We start from the raw sequence: 16244 nt of genomic DNA on the forward strand, positions 1-16244 counted from the left end.
CGGGCACGCGTCCACCAGACGCACCCAGGAACCGGAAGGGCCAAGCATCCATGATCGAGTTCCGATCGGTGCGCAAGCAGTACCCGGACGGCACCACCGCAGTCGAGCACTTCGACCTGGTGATCCCGTCCCGGACCACGACGGTCTTCGTCGGGTCGAGCGGCTGCGGCAAGACCACCCTGCTCCGGATGATCAACCGCATGGTGGACCCGACCGCGGGCAGTGTCGAGATCGACGGCGAGGACGTCGCGGCGGTCCCGCCGGTCGGACTCCGCCGCCGCATCGGGTACGTGATGCAGAACAGCGGACTCCTGCCGCACCGGAAGGTCGTCGACAACATCGCGACCGTGCCGCTGCTGACCGGTGTCCCCAAGGCCCGCGCACGGGAGCGTGCGCTCGAGCTCATGGACACCGTCGGACTCGACCGCGGCCTCGCCGACCGGTACCCCTCGCAGCTCTCGGGGGGTCAGCAGCAGCGTGTCGGGGTCGCCCGTGGCCTCGCCGTCGACCCGAACATCCTCCTCATGGACGAGCCGTTCGGCGCGGTCGACCCCCTCGTGCGGACGGATCTGCAGAACGAGCTCATCCGGCTCCAACGAGAACTCGGCAAGACCGTCGTGTTCGTGACCCACGACATCGACGAGGCCTTCCGCTTGGGCGACCAGGTCGTCATCCTCCGCAAGGGCGGGGTGATCGCGCAACAGGGAACGCCGGCCGAGATCATGTCGTCGCCCGCCGATGACTTCGTCGCCGACTTCGTCGGTGCCGGTCGCGGCCGCCGCGCCCTCCGCATCGAGCAGACACCCGGTGGTCCCGTGGTGGTCGACGCCGACGGTCGTGCCGCCGGTGTGCTCACCGGACCCGTCCCATCCGTCTCCGAGGCCGCCGCGTACCCCGCGGCGGGTGCTGCGGCGCAGGGTGGGAGCGCGTCGTGACCTGGGTGTGGTCGAACCTCGACATCATCTGGTCGGACACGCTGGCGCACCTGGCGACCGCGTTGCCGGCGATCGTCGTCAGCTTCCTCCTGTCGATCCCCATCGGGTGGCTCGTCGTCAAACTGCGCAGCCCCTCGACGGACGGCGGGGCGCCCCGGAGGCTCGCCCGGGGGACCGGCGGCGGCATCGTCGCCGTCGCCAGCCTGCTCTACGCGATCCCGTCCCTCCCGTTGTTCATCGCGCTGCCGGCGGTGATCGGCACCGACCTGCAGGACCCCGTCAACATCGTCGTCGCGCTGACGCTGTACGGGCTCGCGCTCATGGTGCGGTCGACGGCCGACGCGCTGTCGTCCGTCGACCCGGCCACGCAGGCAGCCGCCGTCGCCATGGGGTACTCGCCGGTGCAGCGGTTCTTCCGGGTCGACCTGCCGCTCGCGGGACCGGTGCTGCTCGCCGGCCTCCGGGTCGTCTCGGTGTCGACGATCTCGCTGACGACGGTCGGCGCGGTGCTCGGGGTGCAGAGCCTCGGGTCGCTGTTCACGGACGGCATCCAGCGCACGATCCCCGAGGAGATCGGGTCCGGGATCGTCATGGTCCTGGTCCTGGCGTTCGTGCTCGACGGCCTGCTCGTGCTGCTCGGGCGGTTGGTGCTCCCATGGACCCGGTCCATGCCCCGCGCCACGCGACGGCGCGCCGCCCGATCCACCGCACCGGTCGCGGAGGTGACCTCGTGATCATCGGCCAGGCGTTCGCGTGGGTGTTCGACCCCACCAACTACCCCGGACCCACCGGCATCCCGACGCGCCTCTGGGAACACGTGTGGATCACGCTCCTCGCGGTCGGGATCGCCGCGGTCATCGCGATCCCGATCGGGTTCGCGATCGGACACACCGGTCGCGCGCGGAGCGTGGCGATCGCCCTCTCCGGCGGCATCCGTGCGCTGCCGACGCTCGGCGTGCTGACGCTGCTCGGCATCGCGCTCGGCGTCGGACTGTCCGCCCCGCTCATCGCCCTGGTCGTGCTCGCGATCCCGTCGGTGCTCGCCGGCGCCTACGCGGGCATCGAGGCCGTCGACCCGGTGACCGTGGACGCGGCCCGTGCCATGGGCATGACCGAGTGGCAGATCCTCTGGAAGGTCGAGATCCCGCTCGGCCTGCCGCTGCTCATCGGGGGCATCCGGGCCGCGGTCCTCCAGGTCGTCGCGACGGCGACCCTCGCGGCGTACGTCGGGGCCGGCGGTCTCGGCGGCTACCTGTTCCTCGGCCTCAAGATCCAGGACTACGCGGAGATGCTCGGCTCGTCGATCCTCGTGATCGCACTCGCCATCGTCTTCGAGATCCTCTTCGCCGGGTTCCAGCGGGCGGTGGTGCCCGTGGGCGTTGCCGGCCGTTCGGGCTCGCGTTCCCGGGTGACGCACGCGTCCTCCCACAATCCCCTCCCGGAAGGAAACCCCTCGTGACCACAGCAACCAGACTCCGCCTCGGCATCGCGGCCGCACTGGCCGTCGGCGCCGTCGCGGCGCTCACCGGCTGCTCCTCGAGCAGCCCCATCGCGGGCAGCAGCGCGTCGTCCGCCGCCGGGTCCTCGACCATCGTCGTGGGCTCGCAGCAGTACTACTCGAACGAGATCATCGCCGAGCTGTACTCGCAGGTGCTCGAGCACGACGGCTACGACGTGAAGCGGAACTTCAACATCGGGCAACGTGAGGTCTACCTGCCGCAGATGCAGAAGGGCGCCATCGACGTCATGCCCGAGTACAGCGGCAACCTGCTCCAGTACTACGACAAGAAGTCCACGGCGTCGAGCCCCGCGGAGATCGCCGCGGGTCTCAAGTCCGCCCTGCCGAGCGGGATCCGTGCGCTCCCCGCAGCGGCGGCGACGGACCAGGACAGCTACACGGTCACCAAGCAGTTCTCGCAGCAGAACCACGTGACCAGCCTGGCCGACCTGAAGGACGTCTCGACGAAGCTGACCGTCGGGGGGAACTCCGAGTTCCAGACCCGCCCCTATGGGCCGAACGGCCTCAAGTCCACCTACGGTGCCACCGTCGGGTTCACCGCGATCGAGGACTCGGGCGGCGCGCTCACCGTCAAGGCGCTCAAGGACGGCACGGTGCAGCTCGCCGACATCTACAGCGCCGACCCGAGCATCAAGGCGAACGACTTCGTCACCCTCAAGGACCCGAAGCACCTGATCCTGCCGCAGAACGTGACGCCGGTCGTCTCGAAGAAGGTGACCGGCAAGGCCGCCACCGACATCGAGAAGGTCGACAAGGCCCTGACCACGTCCGCGCTGATCCAGCTCAACACCGAGAGCACCGTGGACAAGGAGAAGTCGGCGCAGATCGCCAAGAAGTTCCTCACCGACAAGGGACTGCTCTGAGCACCGCGGCGCACTGACCACCGACACGGGGACGGACGCCCGGCGAGTGCCCGGCATCCGTCCCCGTGCGGCGTGCGGCCCGGCTCGGTTCGGTACCCTTGATCGTCGGTCACCCGCTCGTGTGCGGTGACCCGTCCCTCCCGACCGAATGAGAGTTCCGTGACCATCGAGCAACACGTCGAGGACCCGCACGCCTACGACCCCCGGCGCATCCAGGACAAGTGGCAGCGCATCTGGTCGGACCTCGGGCTCTTCACGACGGACCCGGAGGACCGCCGCCCGCGCAAGTACATCCTCGAGATGTTCCCGTACCCGTCCGGAGACCTGCACATGGGTCACGCCGAGAACTGGGCACTCGGCGACTTCGTCGCCCGGTACTGGCGGCAGCAGGGCTTCAACGTGCTGCACCCGATCGGGTGGGACTCGTTCGGCCTGCCCGCCGAGAACGCGGCCATCAAGCGCGGGATCGACCCCCGCGCCTGGACGTACGCGAACATCGAACAACAGAAGGCCTCGTTCAAGCGCTACGCCCCGTCCTTCGACTGGACGCGCGAGCTGCACACGTCGGACCCCGAGTACTACAAGTGGAACCAGTGGCTGTTCCTCAAGATGTACGAGAAGGGCCTGGCGTACCGGAAGGACAGCTGGGTCAACTGGGACCCGGTGGACCAGACCGTCCTGGCGAACGAGCAGGTGTTGCCGGACGGCACGTCCGACCGCTCGGGCGCCGTGGTCGTCAAGAAGAAGTTGACGCAGTGGTACTTCCGGATCACGGACTACGCGGACCGGTTGCTCGACGACCTCAACCAGCTCGAGGGCACCTGGCCGGCGAAGGTCATCGCCATGCAGCGCAACTGGATCGGTCGATCCGTCGGCGCCGACGTCGACTTCGTGATCGAGGGGCGGGACGAACCCGTCACCGTCTTCACGACGCGACCCGACACGGTCTTCGGCGTCACGTTCCTCGTCGTCGCCCCGGACAGTGACCTCGCCGCCGAACTCGTCGCGTCATCGGACGACGCGACCCGGGCGGCCTTCGCCGAGTACCTGACCGAGACCCAGGCGACGAGCGAGATCGACCGGCAGAACGCCGACCGGCCGAAGACCGGTGTCCCGCTCAACCGGTTCGCCCTGCATCCGGTCACGGGGGAGCGCCTGCCCATCTGGGCGGCCGACTACGTGCTCGCGGACTACGGCCACGGTGCGGTCATGGCGGTGCCGGCCCACGACCAACGCGACCTCGACTTCGCACGCGTGTTCGGCCTCCCGGTCAAGGTGGTCGTCGACACGAACGCGGCCGTCACCGGTGCCATCCCGGTGATCCCCGAGGGCGCGACCCTCGAGGACTTCGACCTGCCGCCGCTCGACCCGGCATCGACCGGTGTCGCGCTGACCGGACAGGGGCGGATGATCGCGTCCGGACCGCTCGACGGCATGAGCAAGCAGCACGCGATCCAGGCTGCGATCCGGCTGCTCTCGGAGAAGGGCACCGGTCGCGCCGCCAAGACGTACCGACTGCGCGACTGGCTCATCTCCCGCCAGCGGTACTGGGGCACGCCGATCCCGATCATCCACGGCGACGACGGCACCGAGTACCCGGTGCCCGAGGACCAGCTGCCCGTGCTGCTCCCGCCGAGCGAGGGACTCGACCTCAAGCCGAAGGGCACGAGCCCGCTCGGCGGCGCCGAGGACTGGGTGAACGTGCCGAACCCGGTGGACGGCACTCCCGCCAAGCGCGACGCCGACACGATGGACACCTTCGTGGACTCGTCCTGGTACTTCCTGCGGTTCCTGAGCCCGAACGACGACAGCCAGGCGTTCGACCCGGCCGAGGCGCGCAAGTGGGCGCCCGTCGACCAGTACATCGGCGGCGTCGAGCACGCGATCCTGCACCTGCTCTACGCGCGGTTCGTCACGAAGGTCCTGTTCGACCTCGGGTACATCGACTTCACCGAGCCCTTCAACGCGCTGCTCAACCAGGGCATGGTGCTGTCCGGCGGGTCGAAGATGTCGAAGTCGAAGGGCGGCGTCAGCCTCGGGGACGAGCTCGACGCGCACGGGGTCGACGCCATCCGTCTGGTGATGGGCTTCGCCGGTCCGCCGGAGGACGACATCAACTGGGAGGACGTCTCGCCCGCCGCGAGCGCGCGCTTCCTCGCTCGCGCCTACCGCCTGGCGGTGGACGTGACGTCGGCTCCGAACGCGGTGTGGGCCGAGGGCGACCGCGCGCTGCGCCGCGTCACCCACCGGTTCCTCGCGGACGCGCCCGGTCTCATGGAGTCCTTCAAGTTCAACGTCGTCATCGCGCGGCTCATGGACCTGGTCAACGTCACGCGCAAGGCCATCGACTCGGGTGTCGGGCCGGCAGACCCCGCGGTGCGCGAGGCCACCGAGACCGTCGCGCTCGGTCTGAGTGTCTTCGCGCCGTACACCGGCGAAGAGATGTGGGAGCGGCTCGGGTACGAGCCGTCGGTGGCGACACACGGTTGGCGGAAGGCCGATCCCACCCTGCTCGTGCAGGAGAGCGTCACGGCGGTCGTGCAGGTCAACGGCAAGGTGCGCGACACGTTCGAGGTGCCGCCGTCGATCGACGCGGACGCCCTGGAGGCGCTGGCCCGGTCCTCCGCATCGGTGCAGCGGTTCATCGGTGAGCGCGAGATCGTCAAGGTGATCGTCCGCGCGCCGAAGCTGGTCAACATCGCGATCCGGGGCTGACTGCCCTCCGCGCCCACTCCTCCACAACGGCCCCGCTGGGGCGTCCCGACACAGGAGGCACCGGCGGGGCCGTTCGGCGTCGGGAGCGCCCCTAGCGTCGGAGCATGACGGGAGACGAGTTCGACGACACCGCACCGGTCCGCACCTGGATCCGGCCGCGCGCCCTCGTGGTCGTCGCCATCGCCGTGACGGTCGTGGCGCTGGTGCTGTTGGCGGTGGGCGCACTGACCGACCACGCCACGACGGTCCAGCGCTCCGCCGATGCGGTCTCGGTGTCGGCGCCCGCCACGGCGTCCACGGGAGTGGTCCCCCCAGCGGCGACGCCCGCGACAGTCGTCGTCCACGTGCTCGGGGCCGTCGCCACGCCGGGCCTCGTCGAGCTCCCGGTCGGTGCCCGCGTCGACGACGCGGTCACCGAGGCCGGCGGGGCGGCCGACCACGCAGACCTGAGCCGGGTGAACCTCGCCCGGCCGCTGGTGGACGGCGAGCAACTGTACGTGCCGCGTGACGGCGAGGACGACGTCCCCGAGGCCCCGGGACCCGTCGTGGGGGGCGGGAGTGCGTCCGTCGGTGGTGGGGAGGGCCCGACCCTGGTGGACCTCAACACCGCCGATGCCACCGCCCTGGAGACCCTGCCCGGCATCGGACCGGCGCTCGCCGACCGGATCGTCGCGTGGCGGACCGAGCACGGTCGGTTCTCGAGCGTCGAGGACCTGCTCGACGTCAGCGGGATCGGTGACGCGACCTTCGCGGACCTCCGGGACCGGGTGCGGGTGTGACGTCGCTCGGTGCGCCACGTCCCGATCTCCGCCTCGTCGTGCCGGTGGCCGTGGCCTGGGTGGTCGCGGTGGTCCTGGTCGCCAGTCCCGCGCACGCGGTCCCGGTCGCCGTGGCCGCGGGAGTCGCCGCGGCCACAGCGGTCCTGGTCGTCCTCCAGGCGGTCCGTCGCGGGCGGGCGGGCCCGCCACCCCGAGCGTACAGCGGACCGCTCGGCGTCGTCGGCCTCGTCGCGCCCACCCTGCTGCTCGTGGCCCTCGTCGCGGTCGCCGTCGACGTGCGTGACGCCGTCCGGCGTCCGGAAGCCATCCGAGCGATCGACGACGGGGCGGCCGTGGTCGCCGAGGTCGTGCTCGAGCGCGACGGCGAACCGGGTGTGCGAACGGTCCCCGGGCGCCTCGTCCGGATGGAACACCGCGCGGGTGGCGAGACGAGCACGACCACCGGCCTCCGCGTTCCCGCCCGCGTGGTCCTCGCGGAGCCGGGCTCGACGGAGCACGGCCCGGGTGCCAGCGACCTCGCCGTCCCACTCGTCGCGGGTGCCACGGTGCGTGTGCAGGCGGAGCTGGTCGCCGGGGCGCCGGGTGCGACCGCGTCCGTCCTGCTCTTCACCCGGGGCGACCCCGAGGTCGTCCACGCTCCCGCGGCGCTGCTCCTGGCCAGCACGATCGCCCGCCGCGCGTTCGCCGAGGTCACCGGGAGACTGCCCGGCCCCGGAGCCGGCCTGCTGCGCGGGCTCGCGATCGGGGACCGGAGCGGTATCGACGACCGGACCGCGGATGCGATGGAGGTGACCGCACTGACGCACCTCACCGCCGTCTCCGGCTCGAACTGCGCGGTGCTCGTCGGACTCGTGATGCTCGTCGGCCGCGCCGCACGCGCCCCGCGGCTGGCGCGTGTCGTGGTCTCGGTCGTCGTGCTCGGCGCATTCGTCCTGCTCGTGCGACCGGATCCGAGCATCGTGCGCGCGACGATCATGGCGGTCGTCGTGCTCGTCGTGCACCTGCGTGGACGACCCGTGCAGGGCGCACCGCTCGTGGCGCTGGCGACCATCGGCATGCTCGTCGTCGACCCGTGGCTCGCCCGGTCCTTCGGGTTCGCGCTCTCCGTCCTGGCCACCGCGGGGGTCGTGGTGGTCGCCCCGGTCCTGGCGTCGCGTCTCGCCGGACGACTCGGACCAGTGGTCGCGGCGTCGCTCGCGGTACCGGTCGCGGCGCAGGCCGCGTGCTGGCCCGTCACCGTGGTGCTCGCGCCGTCCATCCCGACGTACGCCGTGCTCACGAACCTGGTCACGGAGCCGTTGGCTCCCGTCGCGACCGTCCTCGGGCTGGCGGCGTGCGCGCTCGCGCCCATCTGGTCGACCGGTGCCTGGTTCCTCGCGGCCGCCGCGTGGGCACCCGCCGCGGTCATCGCCGTCGTCGCGCGGGCGGCCGCGGCACTCCCGTTCGCGGTGGTCCCCTGGCCGGCCGGTCCGTTCGGCGCCGCGACGGCCGCACTGGTGAGCGCGGCGGTCGTGGCGGCCGTGTTCGTGCGCCGTGCTGCACGGGCGGTCCCCGTGGCCGCGGCGGTGGTGGTCGGGGTGATCGGCGTCTCGGTCGTCGTCGTGCCCGACGCCGTCGTCCGGGGGAGCGTCCCCGCCGACTGGTCGCTCGCGGCCTGCGACGTCGGCCAGGGCGACGCGGTCCTGGTGCGGCGGGACGATGCGGTCGCGCTCGTCGACACGGGCGACGAGCCGGAGCGGCTCGAGCGCTGCCTCGACCTGCTGGGGATCGACCGGATCGACCTCTTCGTGGCCTCGCACTACGACCGCGACCACGTGGGTGCGGTCGGGGTGGTAGCCAACCGTGTCGGGACCGCCCTCGTCGGCCCGCTCGGCCGCGCGGCGGACGCCGACGTCGTCGCCACCCTGCGGCGCGCGGGTGCCGACGTGGTCACGGCGGGCGCAGGCACCGCCGGCACGCTCGGGGATCTGCCGTGGCGGGTGGTGTGGCCCCCTCCGTCGACCACCGAGGGCGGGAACGACGCGAGCGTCACGGTCCTGTTCGAGCCGTCCCGGCGTTGCTCCGACTGCCTGTCGTCGCTGTTCCTCGGCGACCTCGGCGAGGCGGCGCAGCGACGGCTGCTCGCCATGGTGACGGCAGCCGGAGGCTGGCCACCCGTCGACGTCGTCAAGGTCGCGCACCACGGCTCCGCCGACCAGGACCCGGCGCTGTACCGAGCGGTGTCGGCTCGGGTGGGCATCGTGAGCGTGGGTGCCGACAACCCCTACGGGCATCCCACCGACCGCGCGCTCGCGATGTTGGAGGCAGCGGGCACGGCGGCGCTCCGCACCGATCAGAACGGCACGATCGTGCTCTCGGCGTCGGGCGGCGACCTCCGGGTCTGGCGCGAGCGGCCCGACCGAGGCGATCCCACTACGGGGGTGTCGCCGGTCGCCCGTACACTGCTGGAGGTCGGTCGGGTCGGAGCCCGGCGTGGACCGGGTCGGGCACCGTCGGGTCCACCAACGTCCCGAGCGGGAGGCACACCATGGCGGCGAAGAGACCAGCGCGCGCAGCCGCGGCGATCGACCAGGTCCCGTGGTCGGCGATCCGGCCGGCACCGGTCGTCCTCGTGACGGGACCCGAGACCTTCCTCGCCGAACGAGCGATCACCTCGCTGCGCGATCTCCTGCTCGCCGAGGACCCCGCACTCGAGGTCCACGATCTCGAGGCCGACCAGTACGCGCCTGGGCTGCTCGCGACCCTCGCCAGCCCCTCGCTGTTCGGCGAACCCCGCCTCCTGCGCGTCGTCCAGGTCGAGAAGTGCACGGACGCGTTCATCACCGAGACCCTCTCCTACCTCCAGGCCCCGGCCGACGACGTCACGCTCGTGCTCCGGCATGGCGGCGGCGTCCGCGGGAAGAAACTGCTCGACGCGATCCGTGGCGGCACCGGCGGCGGGATCGAGGTCCAGTGCGACGAACTGAAGAAGGAGACCGACCGGATCGACTTCGTCCAGGCCGAGTTCCGCGCCGCGCGCCGGAAGATCAGCCCGTCCGCGGTCCGCACCCTCGTCGCGGCGTTCGCGGACGACCTCGCCGAACTCGCTGCCGCCTGTCGTCAGCTGCTCGCCGACGACGACCAGGAGATCACGGACCGGACGGTGGACCGGTACTACGGCGGCCGGGTCGAGACGAACGCCTTCAAGGTGGCCGACATCGCGCTCGCCGGTCGATCGGGGCCGGCCGTCGTGCAGCTCCGGCACGCCCTGGCGACCGGCGAGGCCCCCGTGCCGATCGTCGCGGCGTTCGCGAGCAAGATCCGCACGATGGCGAAGGTCAGTTCCTTCCGCGGGTCGAGCGGGCAGGCGGCATCGGCGCTCGGGCTGGCACCGTGGCAGGTGCAGCGGGCGCAGCGAGACGTCCAGGGCTGGAGCGAGGCCGGCCTCGCGAACGCGATCCTCAGCATCGCGGCCGCCGACACGGCGGTGAAGGGCGGGTCCCGCGACGCCCACTACGCGCTCGAGGTGATGGTTCGCGTCATCGCCCGCCACGGTGAGGGGACCTGACCGGGCCGGGCATGGTCGGCCGGGTGCTGATCCCGCAGGCCGGATCCGCCGGGTGCCGACCCCTGCGCAGTGCGGCCCCTGCGCAGTGCCGACCCCTGCGCCGTGCTGACCCCCAAGCCCGAGCTGCGCCGCGCCGGACACGCGGAACGCCCCCGGCACCGAAGTGTCGGGGGCGTTCGGCGAGGTGCGGCTCGGCCAGCGCTCAGATCAGAGCGCGGCGACCTTCTTCGAGATCGCGGACTTGCGGTTCGCGGCCTGGTTCTTGTGGATGACGCCCTTGCTCACGGCCTTGTCGAGCTTCTTCGTCGCGACGACGAGGGCGGCGGTGGCCTTGTCCTTGTCGCCGGCGGCGATGGCCTCGTTCGTGTGGCGGATGTACGTCTTGAGCTCGCTCTTGTAGGCCTTGTTGCGCTCCTGGGCCTTCAGGTTGGTCTTGATGCGCTTCATCTGCGACTTGATGTTCGCCATGCGGTTCTGCTTTCTGTGTGTCTCGGACGGGTGAACGCGATCACAGGGATAGAGGGTCCGATCGCGGATCGCGCTCCACCTGTGGGAGATGGAACACGCAAGCCAGCGAGCAATGTTACCAGGACCACGAGGAGCGATCAACGCGCCACCCCTCGACTAGCGTTGCGCCATGCCATCGCTCGCGCCGCACATCAGCACCGTGCCCGACTCCGGCATCCGGCGGATCTACGAGCAGGCTCTGCTCCTCGACGACGCCATCATGCTCGTGGTCGGCGAGCCCGACGTGCCCGTGGCCCGGCACATCGGCGACGCGGCGCGACGCGCGTGGACCGAGGACCGGACCAACTACACGCCGAACGGCGGGATCGCGCCACTGCGGCGGGCCCTCCAGGAGAAGCTGTCCCGCGAGAACCGGATCGACGCCGAGATCGAGCAGGTCTGGGTGACGGTCGGGGCGACCCAGGCCCTGCACCAGGCGATGGCACTGCTGCTCGCGCCGGGCGACGAGGTCCTCGTGCCGGACCCCGGCTACACGACCTTCACCATGAACGCCCACATGCTCGGTGCGGTCCCGGTGCCGTACGAGCTGGCACCGGCGCACGGGTTCGAGCCGGACCTCGACGCCCTCGAGGCGAGCGTGACCGACCGCACGCGCGTGCTCCTGCTCAACTCGCCGTCGAACCCGCTCGGGTCGGTGGTCGGCGCGGAGACCGTGCAGCGGCTGCTCGCCTTCGCCCGTCGGCACGACCTCTGGGTCATCAGTGACGAGGTCTACGAGTACTTCACGTTCGGCGCGCGCCACGTCAGTCCCGCGTCCCTCGACGAGGACGACCGGGTGTTCAGCGTGTTCTCCCTGAGCAAGACGTACGCGATGACCGGCGTGCGCGTCGGGTACCTCGTCACGCCGAGGGGTATGGCGGGGACCATGCGGACGGTCCAGGAGGCCACGGTGAGCTGTGTCGCCGAACCCGATCAGTTCGCGGCCCTCGCGGCCATCGTCGGGGACCACTCGGCAGTCCAGGAGGCCCGTGACCACTACCGCGCGAACCTCGAGGTGGCGCGAGAGGTCCTCGACGCGAAGGGCATCACGTACAACGACCCCGAGGGCGCGTTCTACCTGTGGATCGACGTCGCGCACGCGACCGACGGGGACGTCGCGGCATGGGCGGAGCGGTTCCTGCTGGCGGAGCGCGTCGCGGTGGCGCCGGGCAGCGCGTTCGGGAGGGCCGGTGAGGGGTGGATCCGCGTGTGCCTGGCCGCGGACCCCGCGGTGCTCCGCGAGGGTCTCCGTCGTCTCCCGGACCCGCGCTGACGACCCTGCCGGCAGGGTCGCTCCCGTCCTCGCCGCGGTCGCCGCGACCGGGTCTGGCCGCATCGGTCGGCTGCGCGTGGAACAATCGACCGATCCACCGCTCGACCTCAGAGGAACCGTGAGCCCACAAGCATCCGCACCACTCGAACCCGCGTCGACGGCGGCCGGGGCGATCCGCAACTTCTGCATCATCGCCCACATCGACCATGGCAAGTCGACGCTGGCCGACCGCATGCTGCAGATCACCGGCGTCGTCGAGGAGCGTGCGATGCGGGCGCAGTACCTCGACCGGATGGACATCGAGCGCGAGCGTGGGATCACCATCAAGTCGCAGGCCGTGCGCATGCCGTGGGAGCGTGACGGCCAGACGTTCGCCCTGAACATGATCGACACTCCAGGCCACGTCGACTTCTCGTACGAGGTGTCGCGGTCGCTCGCCGCGTGCGAGGGCGCGATCCTGCTCGTCGACGCCGCCCAGGGGATCGAGGCGCAGACCCTGGCCAACCTGTACCTCGCGCTCGAGAACGACCTCGAGATCATCCCGGTGCTCAACAAGATCGACCTGCCCGCCGCGGAGCCGGACAAGTACGCCGCCGAGCTGGCGCAGCTCATCGGCGGCGACCCGGCCGACGTCCTGCGCGTGAGCGGCAAGACCGGCGTGGGCGTGGCGGAGCTGCTCGACCGGGTCGTCGAACGCATCCCGGCGCCGGTCGGTCGCCTGGACGCCGAGCCGCGGGCGATGATCTTCGACTCGGTCTACGACAGCTACCGCGGTGTCGTCACCTACGTGCGCATGGTCGACGGGCGGATCAGCCCCCGCGAGAAGATCCAGATGATGTCGACCCGCACCACCCACGAGATCCTCGAGATCGGGGTGTCGAGCCCGGAGCCGGTACCGACGAAGGGCCTGGCGGTCGGCGAGGTCGGGTACCTCATCACCGGCGTCAAGGACGTCCGGCAGTCCAAGGTCGGCGACACCGTCACGAGCGCCGCGAGGCCCGCCACGGAGGCGCTGGCCGGGTACACCGACCCGAAGCCGATGGTGTTCTCGGGGCTGTACCCGATCGACGGCAGCGATTACCCGGACCTGCGCGAGGCACTCGACAAGCTGAAGCTGTCCGACGCCGCACTCGTCTACGAACCCGAGACCTCGGTCGCGCTCGGCTTCGGGTTCCGCTGCGGGTTCCTCGGGCTGTTGCACCTCGAGATCATCACGGAGCGGCTGTCCCGCGAGTTCGGACTCGACCTCATCACCACCGCGCCGAGTGTGGTCTACGAGGTCACGACCGAGGACAAGAAGACCGTCGAGGTCACGAACCCGTCGGAGTTCCCGTCGGGCAAGATCGCCAGCGTCAAGGAGCCCGTCGTCCGCGCGGCGATCCTGGCGCCGAAGGACTACGTGGGCGCGATCATGGACCTGTGCCAGTCGCGCCGCGGCACGATGCTCGGCATGGAGTACCTCGGCGAGGACCGCGTCGAGCTCCGGTACTCGATGCCGCTCGGTGAGATCGTGTTCGACTTCTTCGACCAGTTGAAGAGCCGCACGCAGGGGTACGCGAGCCTCGACTACGAGCCCATGGGGGACCAGGAGGCCGACCTCGTCAAGGTGGACATCCTGCTCCAGGGAGACCAGGTCGACGCCTTCAGCGCGATCGTCCACCGGGACAAGGCGTACGCGTACGGCGTGCTCATGACCGGTCGCCTGCGCGAACTCATCCCGCGGCAGCAGTTCGAGGTCCCGATCCAGGCCGCGATCGGTGCGCGCATCATCGCGCGCGAATCGATCCGTGCCATGCGCAAGGACGTCCTGGCGAAGTGCTACGGCGGTGACATCACCCGCAAGCGCAAGCTCCTCGAGAAGCAGAAGGAGGGCAAGAAGCGCATGAAGATGGTGGGTCGCGTCGAGGTCCCGCAAGAGGCGTTCATCGCTGCGCTCTCCGGTGACACCGAGGCCAAGGACGCCAAGAAGAAGTGACCGCCGACGGTCCGGGGAGCGCCCACGCCGCACGTGCCGGTGCTGACCGCGACGCCCTGACCTACGCGCCCGAGGGCGGATCGCTCGCCCCCGACCTGGTGACGGCCCCGCCAGCGGGGTACCGCGCACGGCAGGACGCCGCGCGGATCGGGCGCGGTCGTGCCTGCCACGACCGCACGGTCGACGCCGTGCTCCGCTGGGAGATCCAGGAGCGCGTCGGGATCCGGGTGGAACCGGAGGTCCGGGAGACCCAGGACCACCGGGAGACCCAGGACCACCGGGAGACCCAGGACCACCGGGAGGCCCGGGAGGACCCGGACGGTCCGCACGACCCGTCCCGACCCGGGCGACCGCACCCGCGCCTCCGCGCCGGAGACCGTGCTGTCCTGCACATCCGCGCGTACGGCGTCACCACCCACGCGCCGGTCCGCGCCGTCCGCGTGGTCGACGAGGAGACCCGCGGCGGCTTCGCCTACGGCACCCGTCGCGGGCACCCCGAGTCGGGCGAGGTCGCGTTCCTCGTCGAGCACCGTCCCGATGACACGGTCTGGCTCGTCGTGCGGTCGTTCTCACGACCGGCGAACCGACTGTGGGCGCTGCTCTGGCCGTTCGTGCAGTGGAAGTCGCGGCGCACGACGGCGCGCTACCTGCGGGTCCTCGCCGGGGGGATCGATCCCACGCTCGGTACGATGGGCGGATGAGCACCCGCGGCAGCCACCGCCCCACCGCCCTGACCTACGGCGCCGTCGGGGCGACCCAGGCGCCGGACCTCATGACCTACCCGCCCGAGGGGTTCACGCCGAGCGAGTCCCGCACGCGCATCGGCCACGGCGACCAGCGGTTCGAGACGGCGTGGGTCCAGACCCTGACCTGGCAGATCCAGGAGCGCAGCGGCATCCGGGTCCGCGTGGACGACGTCCCCGACGACGACGAGGTCGGCTACACCCCCGTCGAGTTCGACGACGAGGGTCGTCCGGTCACACCGGCCTCGATCGGCGGCGGGACGACCGAGCGGTTCGCGCCGGACGGCACGCCCTTGCTGACCGCGGGGACGACCGCGACGCTGACGATCCACGCGTACGGGCGGGTCGTGCACGCCCCGGTCCGCGTCGTCTCGGTGATCGACGAACCGGACCGCAAGGGCTTCGCGTACGGCACGCTCGAGGGGCACCCGGTGTCGGGCGAGGAGTCCTTCGTCGTCGAGCGCACCACGGACGGCTCGGTCTGGCTGCAGGTGCGGCAGTTCTCGCAGCCGTCGTCGCGCGGGTGGCGGTTCCTCGGCCCGTTCCTCCGACGCCAGCAGCGGCGACTCGCCCAGGCCTACCTGCAGGCGTTGCTCGGTTCCGACTGACGATCACGCCGGGTCGTTCAGACCAGGGGCCGGAGCGCGGCGACGGCGTCCAGCAGGGTGTCGGCACCCTCCGCGCAGTCCGCGACGACCGCGACCGCGCTCGTCCTGCCGAGCTCGTCGACGTCGTGCACGCCGGTGGCGACCGCGATGAACGGGATGCCCGCCGCGTCGGCGGCGGTGCCGTCGCGGGGCGTGTCCCCGATGACCACCACGCGGTTCCCGCGGAGGTCCGCGGCCGCCCGGCGCGTCAGCGCCTGCCGCTCGACGTCCTCGTCCCCGAAGTACGAGTGCGCCCAGTCGAACGCGTCCGGGTCGAACCCGGCGCTGGTGAGCTTGAGGCGAGCCCGACCCGCGGAGTTCCCGGTGAGCAGCGCGGAGCGCCAGCCACGATCGGTCATGCGTTGCAGCAGGGCCATCACACCCGGCGCGGGCGTCCGCCGCTCACCCGACCGGTAGCGCTCCTCGGACAGGCGTTGCAGGTGTCCGCGGACGGTCTCGGACAGCTCCGGGTCGAGCCCGTGGGCCCGGAGGGCCTCGAGGATGATCCCGGCGTCGGTCCGGCCGTGCTGGTGGCCGACAAGCTGCTCGAGGTCCCGGCCCACGGTGCGCTCCAGTGCGAGGTGGTACAGGCTCCCGGGGACGGCGGCGTTCTCGACGAGGGTCCCGTCGACGTCCCAGAGGACGATGGTGCCGGCGACGCTGTCGGCGCTGGGTTCCGGGTCCGTGCTCCCGGAGGTGGTGCTGTCGTGCATGGGACCATCATGTCGACCCCGTCCCGGC

General features: G+C 71.3%; 14 protein-coding genes. 12 read left to right on the plus strand and 2 right to left on the minus strand.

Features of this window, described 5'->3' with window-relative positions; genetic code table 11:
• The first annotated feature begins 50 nt into the window (after nt 1-50).
• From DEI81_RS01085 to holA, 8 genes are all read left to right on the plus strand, one after another.
• Nucleotides 51-935: an ABC transporter ATP-binding protein gene (locus DEI81_RS01085; protein ID WP_111008655.1), complete on the plus strand. Its 885-nt coding sequence runs from the start codon at nt 51-53 to the stop codon at nt 933-935.
• The gene (locus tag DEI81_RS01090) at nt 932-1669 is read left to right on the plus strand and encodes an ABC transporter permease (protein WP_111008656.1); all 738 of its coding nucleotides are present in this window, start codon (nt 932-934) and stop codon (nt 1667-1669) included. The genes DEI81_RS01085 and DEI81_RS01090 overlap by 4 nt, the downstream gene beginning before the upstream one ends.
• On the plus strand, nt 1666-2394 hold the full coding sequence (locus tag DEI81_RS01095) for an ABC transporter permease (RefSeq protein WP_111008935.1): 729 nt from the start codon (nt 1666-1668) through the stop codon (nt 2392-2394). Before DEI81_RS01090 ends, DEI81_RS01095 begins: the two co-directional genes overlap by 4 nt.
• Complete coding sequence (locus DEI81_RS01100; protein ID WP_111008657.1) at nt 2391-3317, plus strand: ABC transporter substrate-binding protein; 927 nt, start codon at nt 2391-2393, stop codon at nt 3315-3317. The genes DEI81_RS01095 and DEI81_RS01100 overlap by 4 nt, the downstream gene beginning before the upstream one ends.
• Before the next feature lie 159 nt (nt 3318-3476).
• The gene (leuS, locus tag DEI81_RS01105) at nt 3477-6032 is read left to right on the plus strand and encodes a leucine--tRNA ligase (protein WP_111008658.1); all 2556 of its coding nucleotides are present in this window, start codon (nt 3477-3479) and stop codon (nt 6030-6032) included.
• 104 nt (nt 6033-6136) lie between these two features.
• Nucleotides 6137-6811, plus strand: a complete 675-nt coding sequence (locus tag DEI81_RS01110; protein ID WP_111008659.1) for a ComEA family DNA-binding protein — start codon at nt 6137-6139, stop codon at nt 6809-6811.
• Nucleotides 6808-9426, plus strand: a complete 2619-nt coding sequence (locus tag DEI81_RS01115) for a ComEC/Rec2 family competence protein (protein ID WP_111008660.1) — start codon at nt 6808-6810, stop codon at nt 9424-9426. The genes DEI81_RS01110 and DEI81_RS01115 overlap by 4 nt, the downstream gene beginning before the upstream one ends.
• Complete coding sequence (holA, locus tag DEI81_RS01120) at nt 9339-10358, plus strand: DNA polymerase III subunit delta (protein WP_111008661.1); 1020 nt, start codon at nt 9339-9341, stop codon at nt 10356-10358. Before DEI81_RS01115 ends, holA begins: the two co-directional genes overlap by 88 nt.
• Before the next feature lie 207 nt (nt 10359-10565).
• Here holA and rpsT read toward each other — a convergent pair whose 3' ends face one another.
• Complete coding sequence (gene rpsT / locus DEI81_RS01125) at nt 10566-10826, minus strand: 30S ribosomal protein S20 (RefSeq protein ID WP_111008662.1); 261 nt, start codon at nt 10824-10826, stop codon at nt 10566-10568.
• Nucleotides 10827-10995: 169 nt separating this feature from the next.
• Between rpsT and DEI81_RS01130 the strand changes: the two genes are divergently transcribed.
• From DEI81_RS01130 to DEI81_RS01145, 4 genes are all read left to right on the plus strand, one after another.
• Nucleotides 10996-12138 carry a pyridoxal phosphate-dependent aminotransferase gene (locus tag DEI81_RS01130; protein ID WP_111008663.1) on the plus strand — a complete coding sequence of 381 codons (1143 nt, stop codon included), beginning with the start codon at nt 10996-10998 and terminating at the stop codon, nt 12136-12138.
• A gap of 118 nt (nt 12139-12256) precedes the next feature.
• Entirely contained in the window at nt 12257-14113 is a 1857-nt protein-coding gene (gene lepA / locus DEI81_RS01135) for a translation elongation factor 4 (protein WP_111008664.1), read from the plus strand.
• Nucleotides 14110-14814: a DUF1990 family protein gene (locus DEI81_RS01140; protein WP_111008665.1), complete on the plus strand. Its 705-nt coding sequence runs from the start codon at nt 14110-14112 to the stop codon at nt 14812-14814. Before lepA ends, DEI81_RS01140 begins: the two co-directional genes overlap by 4 nt.
• On the plus strand, nt 14811-15464 hold the full coding sequence (locus tag DEI81_RS01145; RefSeq protein ID WP_111008666.1) for a DUF1990 family protein: 654 nt from the start codon (nt 14811-14813) through the stop codon (nt 15462-15464). Before DEI81_RS01140 ends, DEI81_RS01145 begins: the two co-directional genes overlap by 4 nt.
• Before the next feature lie 17 nt (nt 15465-15481).
• On the opposite strand, the gene DEI81_RS01150 is transcribed toward DEI81_RS01145, so the two are convergent.
• Nucleotides 15482-16216 carry an HAD family hydrolase gene (locus DEI81_RS01150; protein ID WP_111008667.1) on the minus strand — a complete coding sequence of 245 codons (735 nt, stop codon included), beginning with the start codon at nt 16214-16216 and terminating at the stop codon, nt 15482-15484.
• Nucleotides 16217-16244 lie beyond the last annotated feature (28 nt).

The organism is Curtobacterium sp. MCBD17_013 (genome assembly GCF_003234565.1).
Classification (GTDB): Bacteria; Actinomycetota; Actinomycetes; order Actinomycetales; family Microbacteriaceae; genus Curtobacterium.